The following is a 15701-nucleotide window of genomic DNA, read 5'->3' on the forward strand; positions in this document are numbered from 1 at the left end:
ATGATCGCGCATCGGCGGGTCCGGTGGCGCATCGGGGCGCACTGCCGACCTCGGCTCAGCAGGCCAGGACCTCGCGCAGGCGGGCCGCGAACGCCGCCGGGTCGTTGTCCGGGGACCACTCGGAGCGCGCGAACCCGCCGTGGTCGCCGGGGAACACGACGGGCCGCGTCCCCAGGGCCGTGGCGAGCGCCACCGCGCCGCGCGACGCGAGGGCGCCGGGCGGGGAGGCGGCGCCGAGGGCCGGCAGGACGCGCAGGGCGCCGCCGCCGATCAGGTCGCGCAGCGTGTCCAGGGGCGGTTCCCACAGGGGCATCGACGCCAGGGACCGGCCGAGCATGAGGTCGTCGCGCCGGCCGTCGTCCTCGACCGGCAGTCCGAGCCGGGCCGGGTCGGGGTCGGGACGCTGCAGGTACTCCTCGGTCAGCGGCTCGGTGGCGAAGACGAGCTGGAGGAACTTCGCCATCGCGGGGCCGAACCCGGAACGCTGGTAGGTGGCCACGATGTCGGCCTGGGCCCGCACCGCGACGTCGCGGTCCGCCAGCAGGGACGTCAGCGGCGGCTCGTGCGAGACCAGGCAGCGCACGTCGGCGGGGTGGGCGGCGGCCCAGGCGAGCGCGGTGACGCCGCCGCCCGAGGACCCGAGGACGTCCACCGGCCCCAAGAGGTCGTGGTGAGCGGCGGCGTCCTCGGCGATCGCGTGCAGGTCCGCGGCGTGGTGCGCCACGGTGGTCCCGCCGTCGTCGTGCAGCACGGACCGGTCGGTGCCGCGCGGGTCGTACGTGATCACCGTCCGGTCGGCGAGCTGCGCGACGAGCTGCGCGAAACCCGCCGCCTCCATCGGGTTGCCCACCACGAACAGCGGGGTGTGGCCGCCCGCGGCGTCGGGGCGGTGGACGTCGTAGGTCAGCACGGCGCCGGGCACCTTCAGGGTGCGGGTGGTCGTGGCCGCGGTGGCGGCGGGGTTCGTCGCGTTCATGCCGGGTAGACGCCGGGGCGCGGGCGAACTCATCGCGCGGGCGGACCGCCGGCGCTACCGGCTACTCGTCGTCGTCCCAGTCGTCGGGCTCCTCGATGGTGAACGACCCGCCGAAGTGCACCGAGTCCGGGTCGACGCCGAGGCCCTCGGCGATCTGGCGGCGCATCTTCTCGGCCATCGCGACGTCCTGCGAGGTGTCCCGCATCGAGCGGTAGGTCTCGGAGTCGACGCCGAACTCGTGCCGGGTCCAGGCGTCGAACGCCTGCTCGAAGGCCGGGCTGGGGTCCTCCAGGACGTATTCAGCGATCTCGGTGAGCGGGAAGTGGCGGGTGCGCCGCGGCACGTCCCCGGAGGGAGCGAGGGTCACCGACAGCACACCGTCGCTCACCTCGTGCCGCTCCAGCTCGGGGCGGCGGAAGAACTCGGTGTCACGGCCCTTGAGGTGCACCACCAGGAGCTCGTCGCTCACCGGCTCGCCGGACGGGGTCTGCGGATAGGTGCGCGGAGCGGGTCGCGTGGTCTCAGACATCACGTCCGAGCATGCGCCGTCGTCGCCCACTTGTCACGCCCGTTCTCCCGCGGCGCAACGGCGCAGGGCCGTCCACCGGTCCGGTTCGTCCACAGGCGCGCCGTGATGTCCGACGGCGGTGGTCCGGTTCGCGCGACGGTGGCCGCGGTCCGCCGGCCACCGGCACCCACCGACGATCAGGAGGCCCCCGTGCCCGCACCGACCGCCCGACCCGACCCCGACCTCCCCGTGACACCAGCGCGGCGTCGCTTCACCCACCCCGAGCTCGTGGATCTGCGGACCGCCTGGCTGGCCGAGGAGCGGCTCGCCACGGCCGATCCGGAAGGCCACCACTGGTGTCCAGGGCAGCACGGCTGGCTGCTGCGTGCCGGCCTCGACGAGGTCGTCGAACGGGTGGTGGAGCCGGACACCTGGGGCTCGGCGTCCTTCTACCGCTTCACCACGCTGGACGCTCCCGTCGCGGTCGGGCTCCTGGAGCGGCTGTCCGCCGAGTACCTGGAGACCGAACGACAGAACGACGGACCGAGCATCGGGGCGGTCCTGCGTGCCGTCGTCGCGCACCCGGACCGCCTGCGGGCGCACGGCTACGTCGTCGGGCCGGGACGGTGCGACGAGCGGATCACCGTCGAGGGGGTGCTCGTCCGCACCGACCACGAGATCGTCGTCGGCGAGCACCACGGACCGGGCTGCCAGTGCGACGAGCTGGAGCGGTACGTGGCCGCCCTGGGGGTGGACGACGCCCGGGTGGCGCCCCACGAGGTGACGCGCTGGTGGCCCGGGGCGGTGGCGTGGCACGTCCCCGGGCAGGAGCCCGGGGCGGTGCGCGACGACGGGCCGTGGTACCGGCTGTGGTGGGACTGAGGGGCCGCGCGACCAGGCCGGACGCGGCCGTCCACAGGGCTGTGGACGGCCGCGGCGGCGGCCCGCTCCCGGTCGTTAGCGTCCGGGTCATGCCCCTTCTCGACATCGACACCGGCGACCTCGTGGCCGCCGGGCACCAGGCCGGAGCGGCGGCGTCACACCTGGCCGGCCTCACGCCAGCGCACCTCTCCCCCGCCGCCGTCGCGCACGCGGCCGGCGACCCGGTGCTGACGCAGGCCCTCGTCGCGTTCCTCGACGCCTGGGCGCCCGCGCACCGTGATCTCGTGGCGGTGCTCGACGAGCTCGGCGGCCGGCTCGCCGACGCGGCCGAGACGTTCGCGGGCGCCGAGGGGGCGGCTGCCGAGCGGTTGGCCCGGCTGATCCTGCCCGCCGGTCCGGACGGGACGCCGTGAGCACCGGCGTCGAGCCGGGACCGCTGGCGGGGTCGCCGTCGGGGATCGCGGACATCGCCTCGACCGCGGCCCGCGGGGCCGCGGCGCTGTCGGCCACGCGTGCCGACCTGGTCCGCCTCGACCGGGCACTGCAGCGCCACCGGTCCCGCGCCGTGGATGCCGCCCGGGACGCCGTCGTGCGGCTCGTCGCCCGGACGGACCTCAGCCAGGAGGTGCTCCGTGCCGTCGCGGCGGCGCTGTCGGACCGCGCCACCGCGCTGGCCGGCGAGCAGCAGGACGCCCAGCGTGCCCTCCAGCTCCGCGCCGACGCCCGGGGGCGGCTCCACGAGGCCGAGGCGGACGAGGCCGCGGCGTGGCGCGAGGCGGCGCTCCACCCCGAGCTCACCGACGGGGTCCACCGCGTGTGGGAGGCCCGCACCCGGGCCGCGCAGGCCCGGGCCGACGTCGCGGCGGCCGAGGCCGACTGGTGCCGGGCCCGGGACGCCCACGAGTCCGGGTCGCGGCGCACCGCCGCCCGGCTGGGCGGGCTCGACCGCGTCGAGGCGCTGCGGCTGGCCGCTGCTCACGGCCTGCACGTGCCGCAGTTCGGCACGTCGTGGCAGCGGGGGGTCGAGCTGGCCGTGCGGCTGCAGGCGGTCCGCCCCGACGCCGGGCGGTCGGACCGGGAGCGGGCACGCGCCGACCTCGAGGCGGCGATCCGGGAGGCCGGGGACGACCCGGCGCTGTGGACGGCGTTCTGGGAGCACGCCACTCCCGCGCAGCTCTACCGCGCGTTCGGCGTCGACGCGGCCGACCCGGCGACCGTCGCCGCGCTGCGGGACGGCCTGGACTCCTGGGCCGGTGCGGCCACCCCGGCCGAGCAACGGGCGATGGGACGCACCCTCGTCGACGACCTCGGCCACTCCCTGCTCGGGCTCCGCGTGCGGTCCGATCTCCTGGGCAGGCTGCTCGCGGCCGACCTCCCGGCCGCGCTGTACACCGGCGCCGCGGATGCCGTCGTCGACCGGCGGGCGCCGGGCGGGTACGACGCCGTCGACCTGGACGCCGTCGGTCCCGCCGTCGTGGGGATCGCCGCCGGGCTGTCGGACCATCCGGACGCGGCCCTGGACCACCTGGCGGGGCCCGACACCGACGTGGCGCAGCAGCGCGCGCACGTCTGGTTCGGGATGGCCCCACCGGACGGGTGGCCCGACGGCGGTGAGGCCGTGACAGGGCTGCTTGCGGCCGCCGTCACCGCCGGCGCCTCGTCACCCACGGACACGGACCAGCGCCGCGCGGCCGTGCTCGTCACCCGGGCCACCCCCGAGCTTGCCGGGACGCACGGGTTGCTGTCCGGCCGCGTCCCGGTCTCCGACGAGGCCTCCCGTCGGACCGCGCTGGCCTACGAGCCGTACATCCCCTACTTCGAGGAGACGCTGAAGGAGTTCACGGCCCAGGTCCGGCCGCAGGGCACCACCGCGCGACCCGTCCTGGACTCGCACGACCTCGCCCAGGTCATCGGGACGACCTCCCGGACACCCTGGGCGGCCGAGCACTGGCTCCTCGCGACGGACCGGTACGTCGAGCGGGTGGCCGACGAGATCCGGACGATGCCCACGACGGACCGGGCACCGCGCAACGAGCTGGCGCGCGCCACCCTCGGCGACGCCGGGTTCGTCGGCGGGGCCACCGGGTCCTCGGTCATCTTCGAGGCGCGCAGCCGTGAGGAGCGGGAGGCCGCCGCCGCGGCGGTCCTGTCGACCGGGCTGGGTGTGGCGACGCTCCCGGCCGGCCCGGTCGCGGGGGCCGCGGCGGCCGGGACCGGCGTCCTCCTGCCGCAGCTGCTGCCCGACCACGTGACCGGTGCTCGTGAGCTCGTGCTCCACGCCGAACCCGTCCTGCGAGATCGGTTCGTCGCACCCCTCGAGCTGGCGGCGCAGGACGCCGACGTCGCCGCCGGGTACAGCGCCGAGAAGGCCCTGGAACGTTCGACCTCCCTCGACGACAACTCCGGCGACAGCACCGGTCGCTTCGGACAGTCCTTCAACGACAGCGCAGACCTGCGCCGAGAGAACGGAGAGATCACATGAACCGCCTGAAGGCTGCGCTGCGACGCCCGGAGGTCTTCCTCCCGGGGGTGATCGTCGGCGTCCTGCTGCTGATCGTCGCGACCCTGCTGTGGTGGGGTCCTGCGGCCTCGACGGCCTACCACGAGTACAGCAAGCAGCGCGAGCTGCGGTGGACGCCCGGACCGTGGGCCCTGACCGTGGACGACTTCCCCGACGGCGCCGCCCAGGAGATCCCCGTGCAGGAGGAGTGGCTGGAGCACAGCGCACCGCTGGACGACACCTCCCCGCGGATCCCGGTACCGAACCGTGTCCCGGGCCTGGAGCTGACCTCGGCACGCTACGCCGTCGAGGGGGCGCTGGCGGTCGCGTGGAACAGGGCCGCGGTCCGGGACGTCGCGACGCTCTCCGGAGTCCGCCTCGGCGAGCTCGAGGTGTACTCGGCGCCGCTCCACACCGAGATGCTGACCAGCTCCGACGATCTGGCCGAGGTGCTGGCGGTGCGCGCCGAGCAGAGGGCGCCGGACCCGACCTCCTTCCGCGCCGTCGACTCCTGGCCGGAGCTGCTCCTCGACGACGATCCCGGGCTGGAGGACGCCGCGGCGCTCGGCGACCGGATCGTCACGACGCCGACGGACTTCGGGACGGTCCGCGTCAGCTTCGAGGGCGATCGCGGGTGGGTCGGCGTGGCCGGGCGGCTGCCGGCCGGCGGGACCGAGGACGCCCGGCAGGCCGCGGCCGTGGTGATGCCCACGGACGGCGACCTCGTGCTGCTGGGCCTCACCGCGCCCCCGGACGCGTCGGTGGACTGGGAGGCCGAGATCGAACCGCTGCTCGCGATCCTCGAGCAGAAGATGGCCGCCACCCCGTACGAGGGCACCCCGGGATGATCCGGTTCGCCTCCGACTGCACGGCGGATGCCACGGTCCTAGTCTGGCGACGTGCCCGACCACCCGACCGCGGGGGGCGTCGCCGACGCAGGCGTCGACGCCCGCCCGGGCCGCGCCCCCGGGCCGCCGCCCTGGGTCGCCGACGTCGTGCTGGCGGGCGCCCAGACGTCGGTGCTGATCCTGGCGGTCGCCGTCGGGCCGGACGGTGCCGCACCCACCCCCGGTGACGATCCGTGGGCCGTCCTGTTCGCCGTCGTCGTCGGTGCCCTGGTGCTGCTCCGGCGCCGGGCGCCGGTCGGGATGCTCGGCCTGACGGTGCTGGTGGTGGTGCCCGCGGACGCGCTGGCACTCGTCCCGATCAGCGCCGCGCTGCCGGCCGTCGCCGCGCTGGCCTCGGCCGCGGAGCAGGACCGGACGCGGTGGGCAGCGGGTGCCGGGGCGGTGCTCGTCGTCGTCCCCGGCGTCGTGCGCCTCGTGGACGGCGACCCGTCGTCCGTCCCGACGGTCGCGACCCTCGTCACCGACGCCGCGCTGGTCACGGCCGCGGTCGCGCTCGGCGTCGCGGCTCGACTGACGCGGACGGCACGCCGGCACGCCGACGAGGTGCGGGCGCTGGGCTCCGCGCAGGAGACCCAGGCCGCCGAGCTGCACCGGCAGGCCGAGCGGATGCGCCTGGCGGGCGACCTGCACGACGTCGTCGGCCACCACCTGTCCATGGTCATGCTGCACACCGAGGTCGCCGCGGAGGCCCTGGGGCGCGACGACGACGGCGCCCGCACCGCGCTGCGCCACGTGCGGGAGGCCACCTCGGCGACGCTCCACGAGCTGCGGGCGACCACGAGGCTGCTGCGCCGACCACCGCGACCCGGAGACGCGGCGCCGGACGGCGGGACGCCCCGCGAGACCCTGCCCGCGGCGACGGGCCCGGCCGGGCTGGCCCGGCTCGTGGAGCCGGCGCGCACCGCGGGGCTGGTGGTCTCGACGCGGGTGGACGTGCCCGCACGGTCGATCGACGCCACGGTCGACGCGGCCGCCTACCGGATCGTGCAGGAGGCCCTCGCCAACGTGCTGCGGCACTCCGGGGCGCGGCACGTGCTCGTGCGGCTCGCCGTCGTCGAGGGCCGGCTGCGGGTCACGGTGTCCGACGACGGCGCGGGGTCGAGCGGCCCTGCTGCGGCGCACCGGTGGATCCGCCCCTCCGACCCACGGTCGAGCATTGCTCCGGCAGCCCGAGCACAGGCCGCCGCGGGCGCCGGCATCGCCGGGATGGTCGAGCGGGCAGCGCTGCTCGGCGGGACCCTCATCGCGGCCGACGGCCCGGACGGCGGGTTCCGTGTGGCCGCGGATCTCCCGGCACACCTCGAGGACTGACGCTCCGCTCAGACGAGCCCGAGCTCCCTGGCCCGCACCCCCGCCTGGAACCGTGACGCAGCACCGAGGGCGTCCATCAGCTCCGCCACCCGCCGGCGGTAGGTCCGCACGCCCAACCCCAACGTGCGGGCGGCCGCCTCGTCCTTGACGCCCTGGCCGAGCAGGTCGAGCACCTGCGGTGCGATCCGGCGGATCTCGGCGATCCGCGCGTCGAAGGCGTCCAGGTCCGTGGCCGAGCGCCACACCGCCTCGAAGAGCGAGGTGACGCCCTGCACCGCCTCGGGCTGGGTGAGCACGGAGTAGCTGCGCCGTCCGGCGCTGACGTCGCCCGCCAGGACCGCCACCCGCCGGTCGAACACGAGCGTCTCGTTGACCTCGTCGGTGGTGATGCGGATCTGAGCCCCGTGCAGGTCACGGACCCGCACCACGCCCCGCGCCGCGACGGGGTCGAGCAGCACGCCGGGCCGGTAGACCTTCCGGACCCGGACGTGGCCGCGGCGTGCCAGGGCCAGGGAGTCGAGCTCGTCGGACGCATGGGCGAGGGCCCAGGCGCCGAGGTCGTTCGCCAGGCACATGATCTCCGTCGCCGTGGCGAAGAGGTGTGACGTCCGGGTGAGGAGCTCCTCGTCGCCCCGGACGATCGTGACGGGCGCTCCGGTCTGCATGCGTCGATTCTGCTCCGGGTGGCACGGTCCTGCCACGGGCGGCAACAACCTGCCATCAGGACCGACCCTGGCCGGACAGGGCCGACGCTGATGGCATGACGACACACACCACCAGCACCGACGCCACGCCCGCACCCACGACGCCCACGCCCGACGCCGCCGCAGCAGGCACGTGGCAGCTCGGCGACCGGACGGTCCGTCGGGTCGGCTTCGGCGCGATGCGGCTCATCGGCACGCTCGGCGACCCGGTCCCCCGGGAACGGGAGGACTCGATCGCCGTCCTGAGGCGCGCCGTCGAGCTCGGCGTGAACCACCTCGACACCGCCGCCTTCTACTTCTTCCCGACCCGTTCGGCCAACGAGCTCATCAGCACCGCGTTGCAGCCGTACGCGGACGACCTCGTGATCACCACCAAGATCGGCGCCTCGCAGTCGCGCGACGGGAGGTTCGAGCCGTACGCCCGGCCCGACCAGCTCCGCAGCCACGTCGAGGAGAACATCCGCCAGCTCGGCCTCGACCACCTCGACGTGGTCAACCTCCGCTGGGGGACGGGGCTGTTCCCCGAGCCCGGTTCCGTCGCCGAGCACGTGGGCGCGCTCGCGGACCTGCGCACCGAGGGCCTGGTCCGGAACATCGGCATCTCGAACGTCCTGCCGGAACAGCTCGACGAGGCGGTGGAGATCGCACCGATCGTGTGCGTGCAGAACCGCTACGGCCTGACCGAACGCACCGACGACGACCTGCTGGCCCGCTGCGGTGAGCTCGGCATCGCGTTCGTCCCGTTCTTCTCCGTCGGCGCGTCGGTGCCCGGGGCCGTGCCCGGGGCGGAGGTGGACGACGCCGGCCGTGCGGACGTCGAGTCGGTCGCGGCGGCGCACGGGGCCACCCCGGCACAGGTCCGGCTCGCCTGGACCCTCCACCAGGGTCCGCACGTGCTGGCGATCCCGGGGACCGGCAGCGTGGAACACCTGGAGCAGAACGTCGCCGCGGGTGCGCTACGACTCACCGACGCCGAGCTCGCGGTGCTCGACGGGATCTCGCCGGCCGGCGCGTAGCGATCACGGGCGCGGCACGACCAGCGCCTCGAACCTGTCGAAGGCCGCGTCGAGCCTCGTGACGAGCCGGTCGTCGCCCGGAACCCCGCCGGCGGTCCCGGCGACCCACTCGTCGAACGCGACCCGGAACACGGCGACGCCCGTCTCGACGACGAGCGCGGCGTCGGCGACACCGCGCTCCGAGAGCACCGCGGTGAGCTCGGCACCGAGGCGGGACATCTTGAGCAGCTCGCGTTCCTGCAGGGCGGGATGGGCGGCGATGACGGCGGCACGCCGGGCGGCGAACTCCCGGCGTTCGTCGAGGAGCGCGGCACCGGCCAGGAGCGCCGTGCGCACCGTCCGGAGCGCCGACGCCGCGTCGACGGTCCCGGGGACGGCGCCCACGACGGCGGCGTCGAGGCTGCCCGAGGCGTCGAACAGCACCTCGCGCTTGTCGGGGAAGTATCGGAAGAACGTCCGCTCGGTCACCCCGGCGCGCTCGGCGACGTCGGCCGCCGTCGCCGCGTCGAAACCGCGCTCGGCGTACAGGTCGAGCGCCGCCAGGACGAGGCGGCCCCGCGCGTCAGGTTCCCAGCGAGCCATCCGGACAGTCTAGGTGATGACAGGTACTGACATCGCTGCTACCTTTGATGTCTGTCACTGACATCACTCTGGTGTCCGAAGAAAGGACCATGCGATGCGCATCTTCATGACCGGAGCCTCCGGATGGATCGGATCCGCCGTCGTCCCGGAACTGCTCGCCTCGGGGCACGAGGTCGTCGGGCTCGCCCGCTCGGAGGCGGCGGCCACCCGGTTGCGGACGCTCGGGGTCACGGCCCACCCGGGCTCGCTCGAGGACGTCGACAGCCTGCGCTCCGGCGCCAGGTCCGCCGACGGCGTCGTCCACCTCGCGTTCGGCCACGACTTCACCCGGTACGCGGAGGCGGGACGCACCGAACGCGCCGTGGTCACGGCGCTGGGTGCGGAGCTCGCCGGCTCGGAGCGGGCGCTGGTGATCGCCGCCGGCATCTTCCCCGTCGGCACGGGGCGCCCCCTCACGGAGGACGACCGCCTGCCGCAGTCGGGCCCGGACACCGCGCGGGGCGGCAGCGAGCAGGTCGCGCTCGACCTGGCCGAGCGCGGGGTGCGCTCGGTGAGCGTCCGGCTCGCCCCCACCGTGCACGGACCCGGGGACCAGGGGTTCACGTCCATGCTCGTCGACATCGCGCACCAGCAGGGCGCAGCGCTCTACCCCGGCGCGGGCGCGAACCGCTGGACCGCGGTGCACCGCCTCGACGCCGCCCGCGTCGTGGCCCGCGCTCTCGACGCCGCGACGGCCGGGTCCGCCGTGCACGCCGTGGCGGAGGAGTCCGTGACGACGCGTGAGATCGCCGAGACGATCGGGCACCGCTTCGGGCTGCCCACCGCCTCGTTCCCGCCCGAGGAGGCGACCGAACGCCTGGGGTTCGCCGGGAACCTGCTGACGCTGGACGCCCCGGCGTCGAGCGGGCGGACGCGCGCCTCGCTGGGCTGGACGCCTCGGGAACCGGGACTGCTCGAGGACATCTCCTCCGGCGCCTACGACCCCCCGACGGCATAGGCACCGGTTCCCTCGCCGCCGGCGCAGGTGGGAGGGTGAGGGCATGGATCTCGCCCCGACGCGCGCCGACGTCGCCTACGCCTCCGACTCCCCCAGCCAGCGTCTGGACCTGTGGCTACCGGCGGACGCCACCACGGGTCCGGAGCTCCCGGCCGTGCTGTTCGTGCACGGCGGGGGCTGGTACTACGGGTCGCGGACGATGGCGGCACCGAAGGTCGCCCCGCTGGTGGAGGCGGGCTTCGTGGTGGCGAGCCTCGACTACCGGCTCTCGGCGGAGGCACCGTTCCCGGCCGCGGTCGACGACGTGAGCGCGGCGGTCCGGTTCCTGCGGTCGGTCCCGGAGATCGACGCCGACCGGGTGGTGCTGTGGGGCGAGTCCGCGGGGGCCAACATCGCGTGCGTGGTGGGGGCCCTGGCCGGCCGGGTCGCCCCCTGGGAGGTGCCCGACGGCGGCGCCCCGGAGGACGGCGAGCCTGCGGTGACGCCGCGGGTGGCGGCCGTCGTCGACTGGTACGGGCCGACGGACCTGGCGCTGATGGACTCCCACGCCGAGGAGATCGGCTGCGCCCCGAGCTCGCACTCGGCGGACGACTCCCCGGAGTCCCGGTACCTCGGCTCGCCCCTGCGGACGGCACCGGACCTGGCGGCCCAGGCGGGACCGCTCGTTCACCTGGAGTCGGCCGGCGAGGCCCCGCTGCCGGCGTTCGCGATCGCGCACGGCACGGCGGACTGCACCGTCGCGCCGGGGCAGGCGCAGCTCCTGGTGGACGCGCTCGAGCGCCGCGGCGAGAGCCCCTGGGTCACGTGGCTGGACGGCGCCGAGCACTCCGACACCCGGTTCGACGCGGAGCTGCTGGCCCCGACGATCGACTGGCTGCGCGAGGTGCTCGCCCGACTCTAGCCTCAGTACAGGTTCGCGTGTACCGTCGGGGCCATGGCCACGCTGACGCACACGGACGCCCTCGCCCGGATCGCGCACGCCCTCGGCGACCCCACCCGCGCCCGCATCCTGCTCACCCTGCGCGAGGCGCCGGCCTACCCCAGCGACATCGCGGACCGCCTCGGCGTGACCCGTCAGGTCGTGTCCAACCAGCTCGCCTGCCTGCGCGGCTGCGGGCTGGTGTCCACCCGCCCGGACGGGCGCCGCACCGAGTACAGGCTCTCCGACCCGCGGCTCGCCCACGCCCTCGGCGACCTGCTCGACCTCACGCTCGTCGTCGATCCGGACTGTTGCGGACCGGACTGCACGTGCGCGGTCGGCACCGCGCCGTCGTCCACCGCGCCGTCGGACACCGCGCCGCAGGACGGCGAGGCCGCCGCGTGAGCGCGCCTGCCTCCGCGCCGCTCACCCGCCGCGGGCTCCGGCTGGCGCAGCTCACGGTCGCCTACAACGTCGTCGAGGGCGTCCTCGCCATCGGTGCTGGACTGGCTGCGGGACTCGTCTCGGTGATCGGGTTCGGCATCGACTCCGGGATCGAGACCGCGGCAGCCGTCCTCGTCGCCTTGCGGCTGGCCACGCGCCTGCGCACCGGCCGGCTCGAGGCAGCCGACCGGGACGAGGCCCGCGAACGCCGCACGCTGCGGGCGGTGGCCGTGACCTTCTTCCTGCTCGCCGCCTGGGTGACCGTCGAGGGGGTGCGCGCCCTGGTCACGGGCGACCGTCCCGAGGCGTCCCCGCTGGCGCTGGGCGTGCTCATCGCCTCCTTGGTGGTCATGCCGTTGCTGGCCCGGGCGAAGTCCCGCGTGGGCCGTGCGCTGGGAGACCCCCTGGTCCTGGCCGACGCCGCCGAGACCCGCGTGTGCGTGTGGCTGTCGGTCGCGACCCTCGCCGGGCTGGTGGCGTTCCGGCTCACCGGCGCGGCCTGGTTCGACCCGCTCGCCGGGTTCGTCGTGGCCGCCTTCGCCGTCCACGAGGGGCGCGAGGCGTGGGAGGGCGAGCTGGTGCACGACCACGACCACGCCGAACCGCACGAGGACCTCGCCGCGCCCGACCACCGGACGGGGAGGCACTAGATGGCGCACGACCACGGCAAGGCCGAGACGCACCGCGGCCGCCTGGCGGTCGCGCTCGGCATCACGAGCGCCGTCGTCGTCGCGCAGGTGGTGGGGGCGCTCGTCACCGGCAGCCTCGCGCTGCTCGCCGACACGGTGCACCTGCTCGTGGACGCCTCGGGGCTCGCCCTCGCGCTGTTCGCCGCGCACGTCGCGCTCCGGCCGCCGACGGCGCGGCGCACCTGGGGCTTCCGGCGCGCGGAGGTCCTGGCCGCGCTGGCACAGGCCGCGGTCCTGCTCGCGGTCGGGGTGTTCGTCCTGGTCGAGGCCGTGCAGCGGCTGCGGACCCCGCCGGACATCCCCGGCACCGAGCTGGTGGTGTTCGGCGCCGTCGGGCTGGTGGGCAACCTCGCGGCCATGGCCGTGCTGATGGGCCGCCGAGACGCCAACCTCAATCTCCGTGCCGCGTTCCTCGAGGTCGTCAACGACGCCCTGGGGTCGTTGGCCGTCATCGTGGCCGCCGTCGTCATCGCCACCACCGGCTGGCAGTACGCCGACACGGTCGCCGCTCTCGCCATCGGGGCGCTGATCCTGCCGCGGGCCGTGCGGCTGCTGCGCGACGCCTCCGCGGTGCTCCTGGAGTCGACGCCCGTGGGCCTCGATCTCGACGAGGTCCGCGTCCACCTGCTCCGGGTGGAGCACGTCAGCGAGATCCACGACGTGCACGCCTCGCTCATCGCCACGGGCCTGCCGCAGCTGTCCGCCCACGTCGTGGTGGAGTCCGGGTGCTTCCGCGACGGGCACGCCGGGCGGATCCTCGACGAGCTCCAGGACTGCGTGCGCGACCACTTCGGGGTGGAGCACACGACCTTCCAGGTCGAGCCCGAGACGCATCCGGGGCACGAGCACCCGACGCACGCCTGACGCACCGGGGAGGCCGGGACCGGGGCCAGGTCAGGGAGCGGAGGCCCGCACCACGAGCTCGGGCGGGAAGACGACGTCCCGCGGCGAGCGCCCCGGGTCGGCGATCTCGTCGAGCAGCAGTCGTGCGGCCGCCCGTCCCATCTCGGCGATGGGCTGGCGCACCGTCGTCAGCGGGACGGCGGCGCGCGCCGCGAACGGGATGTCGTCGTACCCGACGACCGCGACGTCGTCGGGCACCCGCAGACCGGCCGAGACCAACGCCTCCACGAGGCCGATCGCGTGCAGGTCGTTCCCGGCGAACACGGCGTCGGGGCGCTCGGCGGGGTCGAGGGTGGCGATCCATCGCCCCGTCTCCTCGCCGACGGCCAGGTCGAGATCGTCGGAGCGGACCACCTCGAGCCGGACGTCCGCCCGCTCGGCGACCACCTCGCGGCAGCCCTCCAGCCGCCGGGCCACCTGGCGCACGCCCTCGTGGCCCGCCGCGAACAGCAACCGCCGCCGACCGGTCGCCACCAGGTGCCGGGCCGCGAGCCGACCCCCCTCGCGGTGGTCCAGGGAGACGGACGACAATCGGCCGTCCGGGTCCTCGTGGTCGACCAGCACCACGGGCGTGCCGCGGTCGCGCCGGCGGCGCAGCGGCTCGAGCTCGTCGTCCGACGGCGTCACGACCACGCCGTCGAACCGGAGCTGCTCGAACAGGGTCAGGAACTTCTCCTGCTGCGCGGCCGACTCCCGGGACGATCCCACCACCACCGACAGGTTGGCGTCCTCCGCCACCCGCTCCACCGCCGTCGCGAGGCCCGCGAAGAACGGGTTCGAGGCGTTGACGACGCTGACACCGACGATGCCGCTGTGCTGGCGGCGCAGCTGCCGTGCCGGCATGTTGGGCACGAAGCCGAGCTCGGTCACGGCGCTCTCGACGCGCTCCTTCATCCGGACGGACAGCTTGTCCGGCCAGTTGAAGAAGTTCGACACGGTGGCGGCGGACACGCCCGCGTGCCGCGCGACGTCGTGGATCGTCACGGTCGGTTCAGGCACGGCGGATCACGTCCGGGAGATTAGCAGCGGCTGCGACGACGTCGCCGGGCCGGTTCACCCGTAGACCCGGTCCACCACGTGCTCGGCGATCGCCAGGCTGGAGGTGGCGGCAGGCGAGGGCGCGTTGCGGACGCTCGTCACGCCGTCGGAGGTGGTGATGACGAAGTCGTCCACGAGCGACCCGTCCCGCTCCACCGCCTGGGCCCGCAGCCCGGCTCGCCCGCGCACGACGTCGGCGCTGCCGATCTCGGGGACGTACCGGCGGGCGGTCTCCATGTAGGCCGACTTCACGGCGGAACCGAACATCTCTTTGGCGCCCGTGGCCCAGTGCCGCGCCGCCATCCGCCAGAACCCCGGCCAGCCGAGGATCGCGGCGGTGTCCCGCGGGCTCACGGCGAGCCGCCGGTAGCTGCCGCGGTCCAGGGCCAGGACCGCGTTGGGACCCACCTCGAGCTCCCCGGCCACCGTCCGCGTGAAGTGCACGCCCAGGAACGGGTACCGCGGGTCCGGCACGGGGTAGACCATGCCGCGCACCAGGTCCCGCTTCGCGGCGCGCACCGTCATGTACTCCCCGCGGAACGGGACGATCGCCGGGCTGCGCGGAGCCCCGACCATGCCGGCGAGCCGGTCGGACTGCAGTCCGCCGCAGACGACGAGCCGGTCGACGGTGTGCCAGGTGCCCCCGGTGGACACCACGACGCGCCCGCCGCTGCGCTCGACGGCCGACACCTCGGCCCCGAGCAGCACCTGCCCGCCGGCGGCCTCGACGTCGGCCCCCAGCCGGCGGGCGACGGCTCCGAAGTCCGTGATGGCGGTGCGGGGCGAGTGCAGGGCCGCGAGCCCCGCGGCGTGCGGCTCCACCTCCTGGATCTGCGCGCCGTCGAGCCGCCGCAGGCCCGGCACCCCGTTCTGCCGGGCCGTCTTCTCGAGCGCGTCGAACCGGCCGCGCTCGGACTCCGACACGGCGACGACGAGCTTGCCGACCTCGTCGAACGGCAGCCCGTGCTCGGCGCAGTACTCCCGCAGCAGGTCGCGACCACGGGTGCACAACGTCGCCTTGAGGCTGCCGGGGCGGTAGTAGATCCCCGCGTGCACGACGCCGGAGTTGTGTCCCGTCTGGTGCGCGCCCAGCCGGTCCTCGGCCTCGAGCACCGTCAGCGAGGTCCCCGGCCGGCGGCTCAGGATCTCGCGGGCCACGGCCAGGCCGACGATCCCGCCGCCGACGACGCCGACTGTCTCGGTGGTGCTCATGGGGCTGCTCCGGTGCTCGGTCACGGACTTCGGCTCCCCACGTTAGGCCGCCCGCGACTCCCGCGGGGCACCGGGAGCGGGTGATCCTGGGGAGGGCGGCGCGCGCCGTGGT

Annotated in this window: 17 protein-coding genes; 11 read left to right on the plus strand and 6 right to left on the minus strand. The window is 75.3% G+C overall.

Features of this window, described 5'->3' with window-relative positions:
• Positions 1–55: 55 nt before the first annotated feature.
• Positions 56–976, minus strand: coding sequence for an alpha/beta fold hydrolase (locus ACIQLL_RS03495; protein WP_402463307.1), 921 nt, complete (start codon positions 974–976; stop codon positions 56–58).
• Between the two features lie 61 nt (positions 977–1037).
• A complete protein-coding gene (locus ACIQLL_RS03500) occupies positions 1038–1505 on the minus strand; it encodes a hypothetical protein (RefSeq protein WP_402463310.1) in 468 nt (155 codons plus the stop codon).
• Positions 1506–1694: 189 nt separating this feature from the next.
• Between ACIQLL_RS03500 and ACIQLL_RS03505 the strand changes: the two genes are divergently transcribed.
• From ACIQLL_RS03505 to ACIQLL_RS03525, 5 genes are all read left to right on the plus strand, one after another.
• On the plus strand, positions 1695–2366 hold the full coding sequence (locus ACIQLL_RS03505) for a hypothetical protein (protein ID WP_402463313.1): 672 nt from the start codon (positions 1695–1697) through the stop codon (positions 2364–2366).
• 89 nt (positions 2367–2455) lie between these two features.
• Complete coding sequence (locus ACIQLL_RS03510) at positions 2456–2779, plus strand: hypothetical protein (protein ID WP_402463315.1); 324 nt, start codon at positions 2456–2458, stop codon at positions 2777–2779.
• Complete coding sequence (locus ACIQLL_RS03515; protein ID WP_402463318.1) at positions 2776–4848, plus strand: hypothetical protein; 2073 nt, start codon at positions 2776–2778, stop codon at positions 4846–4848. Before ACIQLL_RS03510 ends, ACIQLL_RS03515 begins: the two co-directional genes overlap by 4 nt.
• On the plus strand, positions 4845–5714 hold the full coding sequence (locus tag ACIQLL_RS03520) for a hypothetical protein (protein ID WP_402463320.1): 870 nt from the start codon (positions 4845–4847) through the stop codon (positions 5712–5714). Before ACIQLL_RS03515 ends, ACIQLL_RS03520 begins: the two co-directional genes overlap by 4 nt.
• A gap of 51 nt (positions 5715–5765) precedes the next feature.
• On the plus strand, positions 5766–7085 hold the full coding sequence (locus ACIQLL_RS03525; protein WP_402463323.1) for a sensor histidine kinase: 1320 nt from the start codon (positions 5766–5768) through the stop codon (positions 7083–7085).
• Positions 7086–7093: 8 nt separating this feature from the next.
• Here the strand turns inward: ACIQLL_RS03525 and ACIQLL_RS03530 are convergent, their stop codons facing one another.
• Positions 7094–7750: a DNA-binding response regulator gene (locus ACIQLL_RS03530; RefSeq protein ID WP_402463325.1), complete on the minus strand. Its 657-nt coding sequence runs from the start codon at positions 7748–7750 to the stop codon at positions 7094–7096.
• 95 nt (positions 7751–7845) lie between these two features.
• On the opposite strand from ACIQLL_RS03530, the gene ACIQLL_RS03535 reads away from it, so the two are divergent.
• Positions 7846–8805 (plus strand): oxidoreductase, encoded by a 960-nt coding sequence (locus ACIQLL_RS03535; RefSeq protein ID WP_402463328.1) that lies wholly within the window; start codon positions 7846–7848, stop codon positions 8803–8805.
• Positions 8806–8808: 3 nt separating this feature from the next.
• On the opposite strand, the gene ACIQLL_RS03540 is transcribed toward ACIQLL_RS03535, so the two are convergent.
• Positions 8809–9387 carry a TetR family transcriptional regulator gene (locus ACIQLL_RS03540; protein ID WP_402463330.1) on the minus strand — a complete coding sequence of 193 codons (579 nt, stop codon included), beginning with the start codon at positions 9385–9387 and terminating at the stop codon, positions 8809–8811.
• 94 nt (positions 9388–9481) lie between these two features.
• On the opposite strand from ACIQLL_RS03540, the gene ACIQLL_RS03545 reads away from it, so the two are divergent.
• Genes ACIQLL_RS03545 through ACIQLL_RS03565 form a run of 5 tightly spaced genes read left to right on the plus strand, consistent with a single transcriptional unit; the run spans position 9482 to position 13300 of the window.
• Positions 9482–10384: an SDR family oxidoreductase gene (locus tag ACIQLL_RS03545; RefSeq protein ID WP_402463332.1), complete on the plus strand. Its 903-nt coding sequence runs from the start codon at positions 9482–9484 to the stop codon at positions 10382–10384.
• Between the two features lie 43 nt (positions 10385–10427).
• Complete coding sequence (locus tag ACIQLL_RS03550) at positions 10428–11285, plus strand: alpha/beta hydrolase fold domain-containing protein (protein WP_402463335.1); 858 nt, start codon at positions 10428–10430, stop codon at positions 11283–11285.
• A gap of 33 nt (positions 11286–11318) precedes the next feature.
• Positions 11319–11708, plus strand: coding sequence for an ArsR/SmtB family transcription factor (locus ACIQLL_RS03555; RefSeq protein ID WP_402463338.1), 390 nt, complete (start codon positions 11319–11321; stop codon positions 11706–11708).
• Positions 11705–12397, plus strand: coding sequence for a cation diffusion facilitator family transporter (locus ACIQLL_RS03560; protein WP_402463341.1), 693 nt, complete (start codon positions 11705–11707; stop codon positions 12395–12397). The genes ACIQLL_RS03555 and ACIQLL_RS03560 overlap by 4 nt, the downstream gene beginning before the upstream one ends.
• Positions 12398–13300 carry a cation diffusion facilitator family transporter gene (locus tag ACIQLL_RS03565; RefSeq protein WP_402463344.1) on the plus strand — a complete coding sequence of 301 codons (903 nt, stop codon included), beginning with the start codon at positions 12398–12400 and terminating at the stop codon, positions 13298–13300.
• A 30-nt stretch (positions 13301–13330) separates the two neighbouring features.
• Here ACIQLL_RS03565 and ACIQLL_RS03570 read toward each other — a convergent pair whose 3' ends face one another.
• On the minus strand, positions 13331–14338 hold the full coding sequence (locus ACIQLL_RS03570) for a LacI family DNA-binding transcriptional regulator (protein ID WP_402463347.1): 1008 nt from the start codon (positions 14336–14338) through the stop codon (positions 13331–13333).
• 54 nt (positions 14339–14392) lie between these two features.
• Positions 14393–15589: an L-2-hydroxyglutarate oxidase gene (gene lhgO / locus ACIQLL_RS03575; RefSeq protein ID WP_402463350.1), complete on the minus strand. Its 1197-nt coding sequence runs from the start codon at positions 15587–15589 to the stop codon at positions 14393–14395.
• Positions 15590–15701: the final 112 nt, after the last annotated feature.

The organism is Isoptericola aurantiacus (assembly GCF_044769875.1).
In the GTDB taxonomy this organism is placed as follows: domain Bacteria; phylum Actinomycetota; class Actinomycetes; order Actinomycetales; family Cellulomonadaceae; genus Isoptericola; species Isoptericola aurantiacus.

Coding starts and splice junctions, on each gene's coding strand:
- ACIQLL_RS03540 (WP_402463330.1), bottom strand. CDS start 9,387: ATGGCTCGCTGGGAACCTGACGCGCGGGGCCGCCTCGTCCTGGCGGCG.
- ACIQLL_RS03545 (WP_402463332.1), top strand. CDS start 9,482: ATGCGCATCTTCATGACCGGAGCCTCCGGATGGATCGGATCCGCCGTC.
- ACIQLL_RS03510 (WP_402463315.1), top strand. CDS start 2,456: ATGCCCCTTCTCGACATCGACACCGGCGACCTCGTGGCCGCCGGGCAC.
- ACIQLL_RS03535 (WP_402463328.1), top strand. CDS start 7,846: ATGACGACACACACCACCAGCACCGACGCCACGCCCGCACCCACGACG.
- ACIQLL_RS03500 (WP_402463310.1), bottom strand. CDS start 1,505: ATGTCTGAGACCACGCGACCCGCTCCGCGCACCTATCCGCAGACCCCG.
- lhgO (WP_402463350.1), bottom strand. CDS start 15,589: ATGAGCACCACCGAGACAGTCGGCGTCGTCGGCGGCGGGATCGTCGGC.
- ACIQLL_RS03550 (WP_402463335.1), top strand. CDS start 10,428: ATGGATCTCGCCCCGACGCGCGCCGACGTCGCCTACGCCTCCGACTCC.
- ACIQLL_RS03555 (WP_402463338.1), top strand. CDS start 11,319: ATGGCCACGCTGACGCACACGGACGCCCTCGCCCGGATCGCGCACGCC.
- ACIQLL_RS03530 (WP_402463325.1), bottom strand. CDS start 7,750: ATGCAGACCGGAGCGCCCGTCACGATCGTCCGGGGCGACGAGGAGCTC.
- ACIQLL_RS03495 (WP_402463307.1), bottom strand. CDS start 976: ATGAACGCGACGAACCCCGCCGCCACCGCGGCCACGACCACCCGCACC.
- ACIQLL_RS03520 (WP_402463320.1), top strand. CDS start 4,845: ATGAACCGCCTGAAGGCTGCGCTGCGACGCCCGGAGGTCTTCCTCCCG.
- ACIQLL_RS03565 (WP_402463344.1), top strand. CDS start 12,398: ATGGCGCACGACCACGGCAAGGCCGAGACGCACCGCGGCCGCCTGGCG.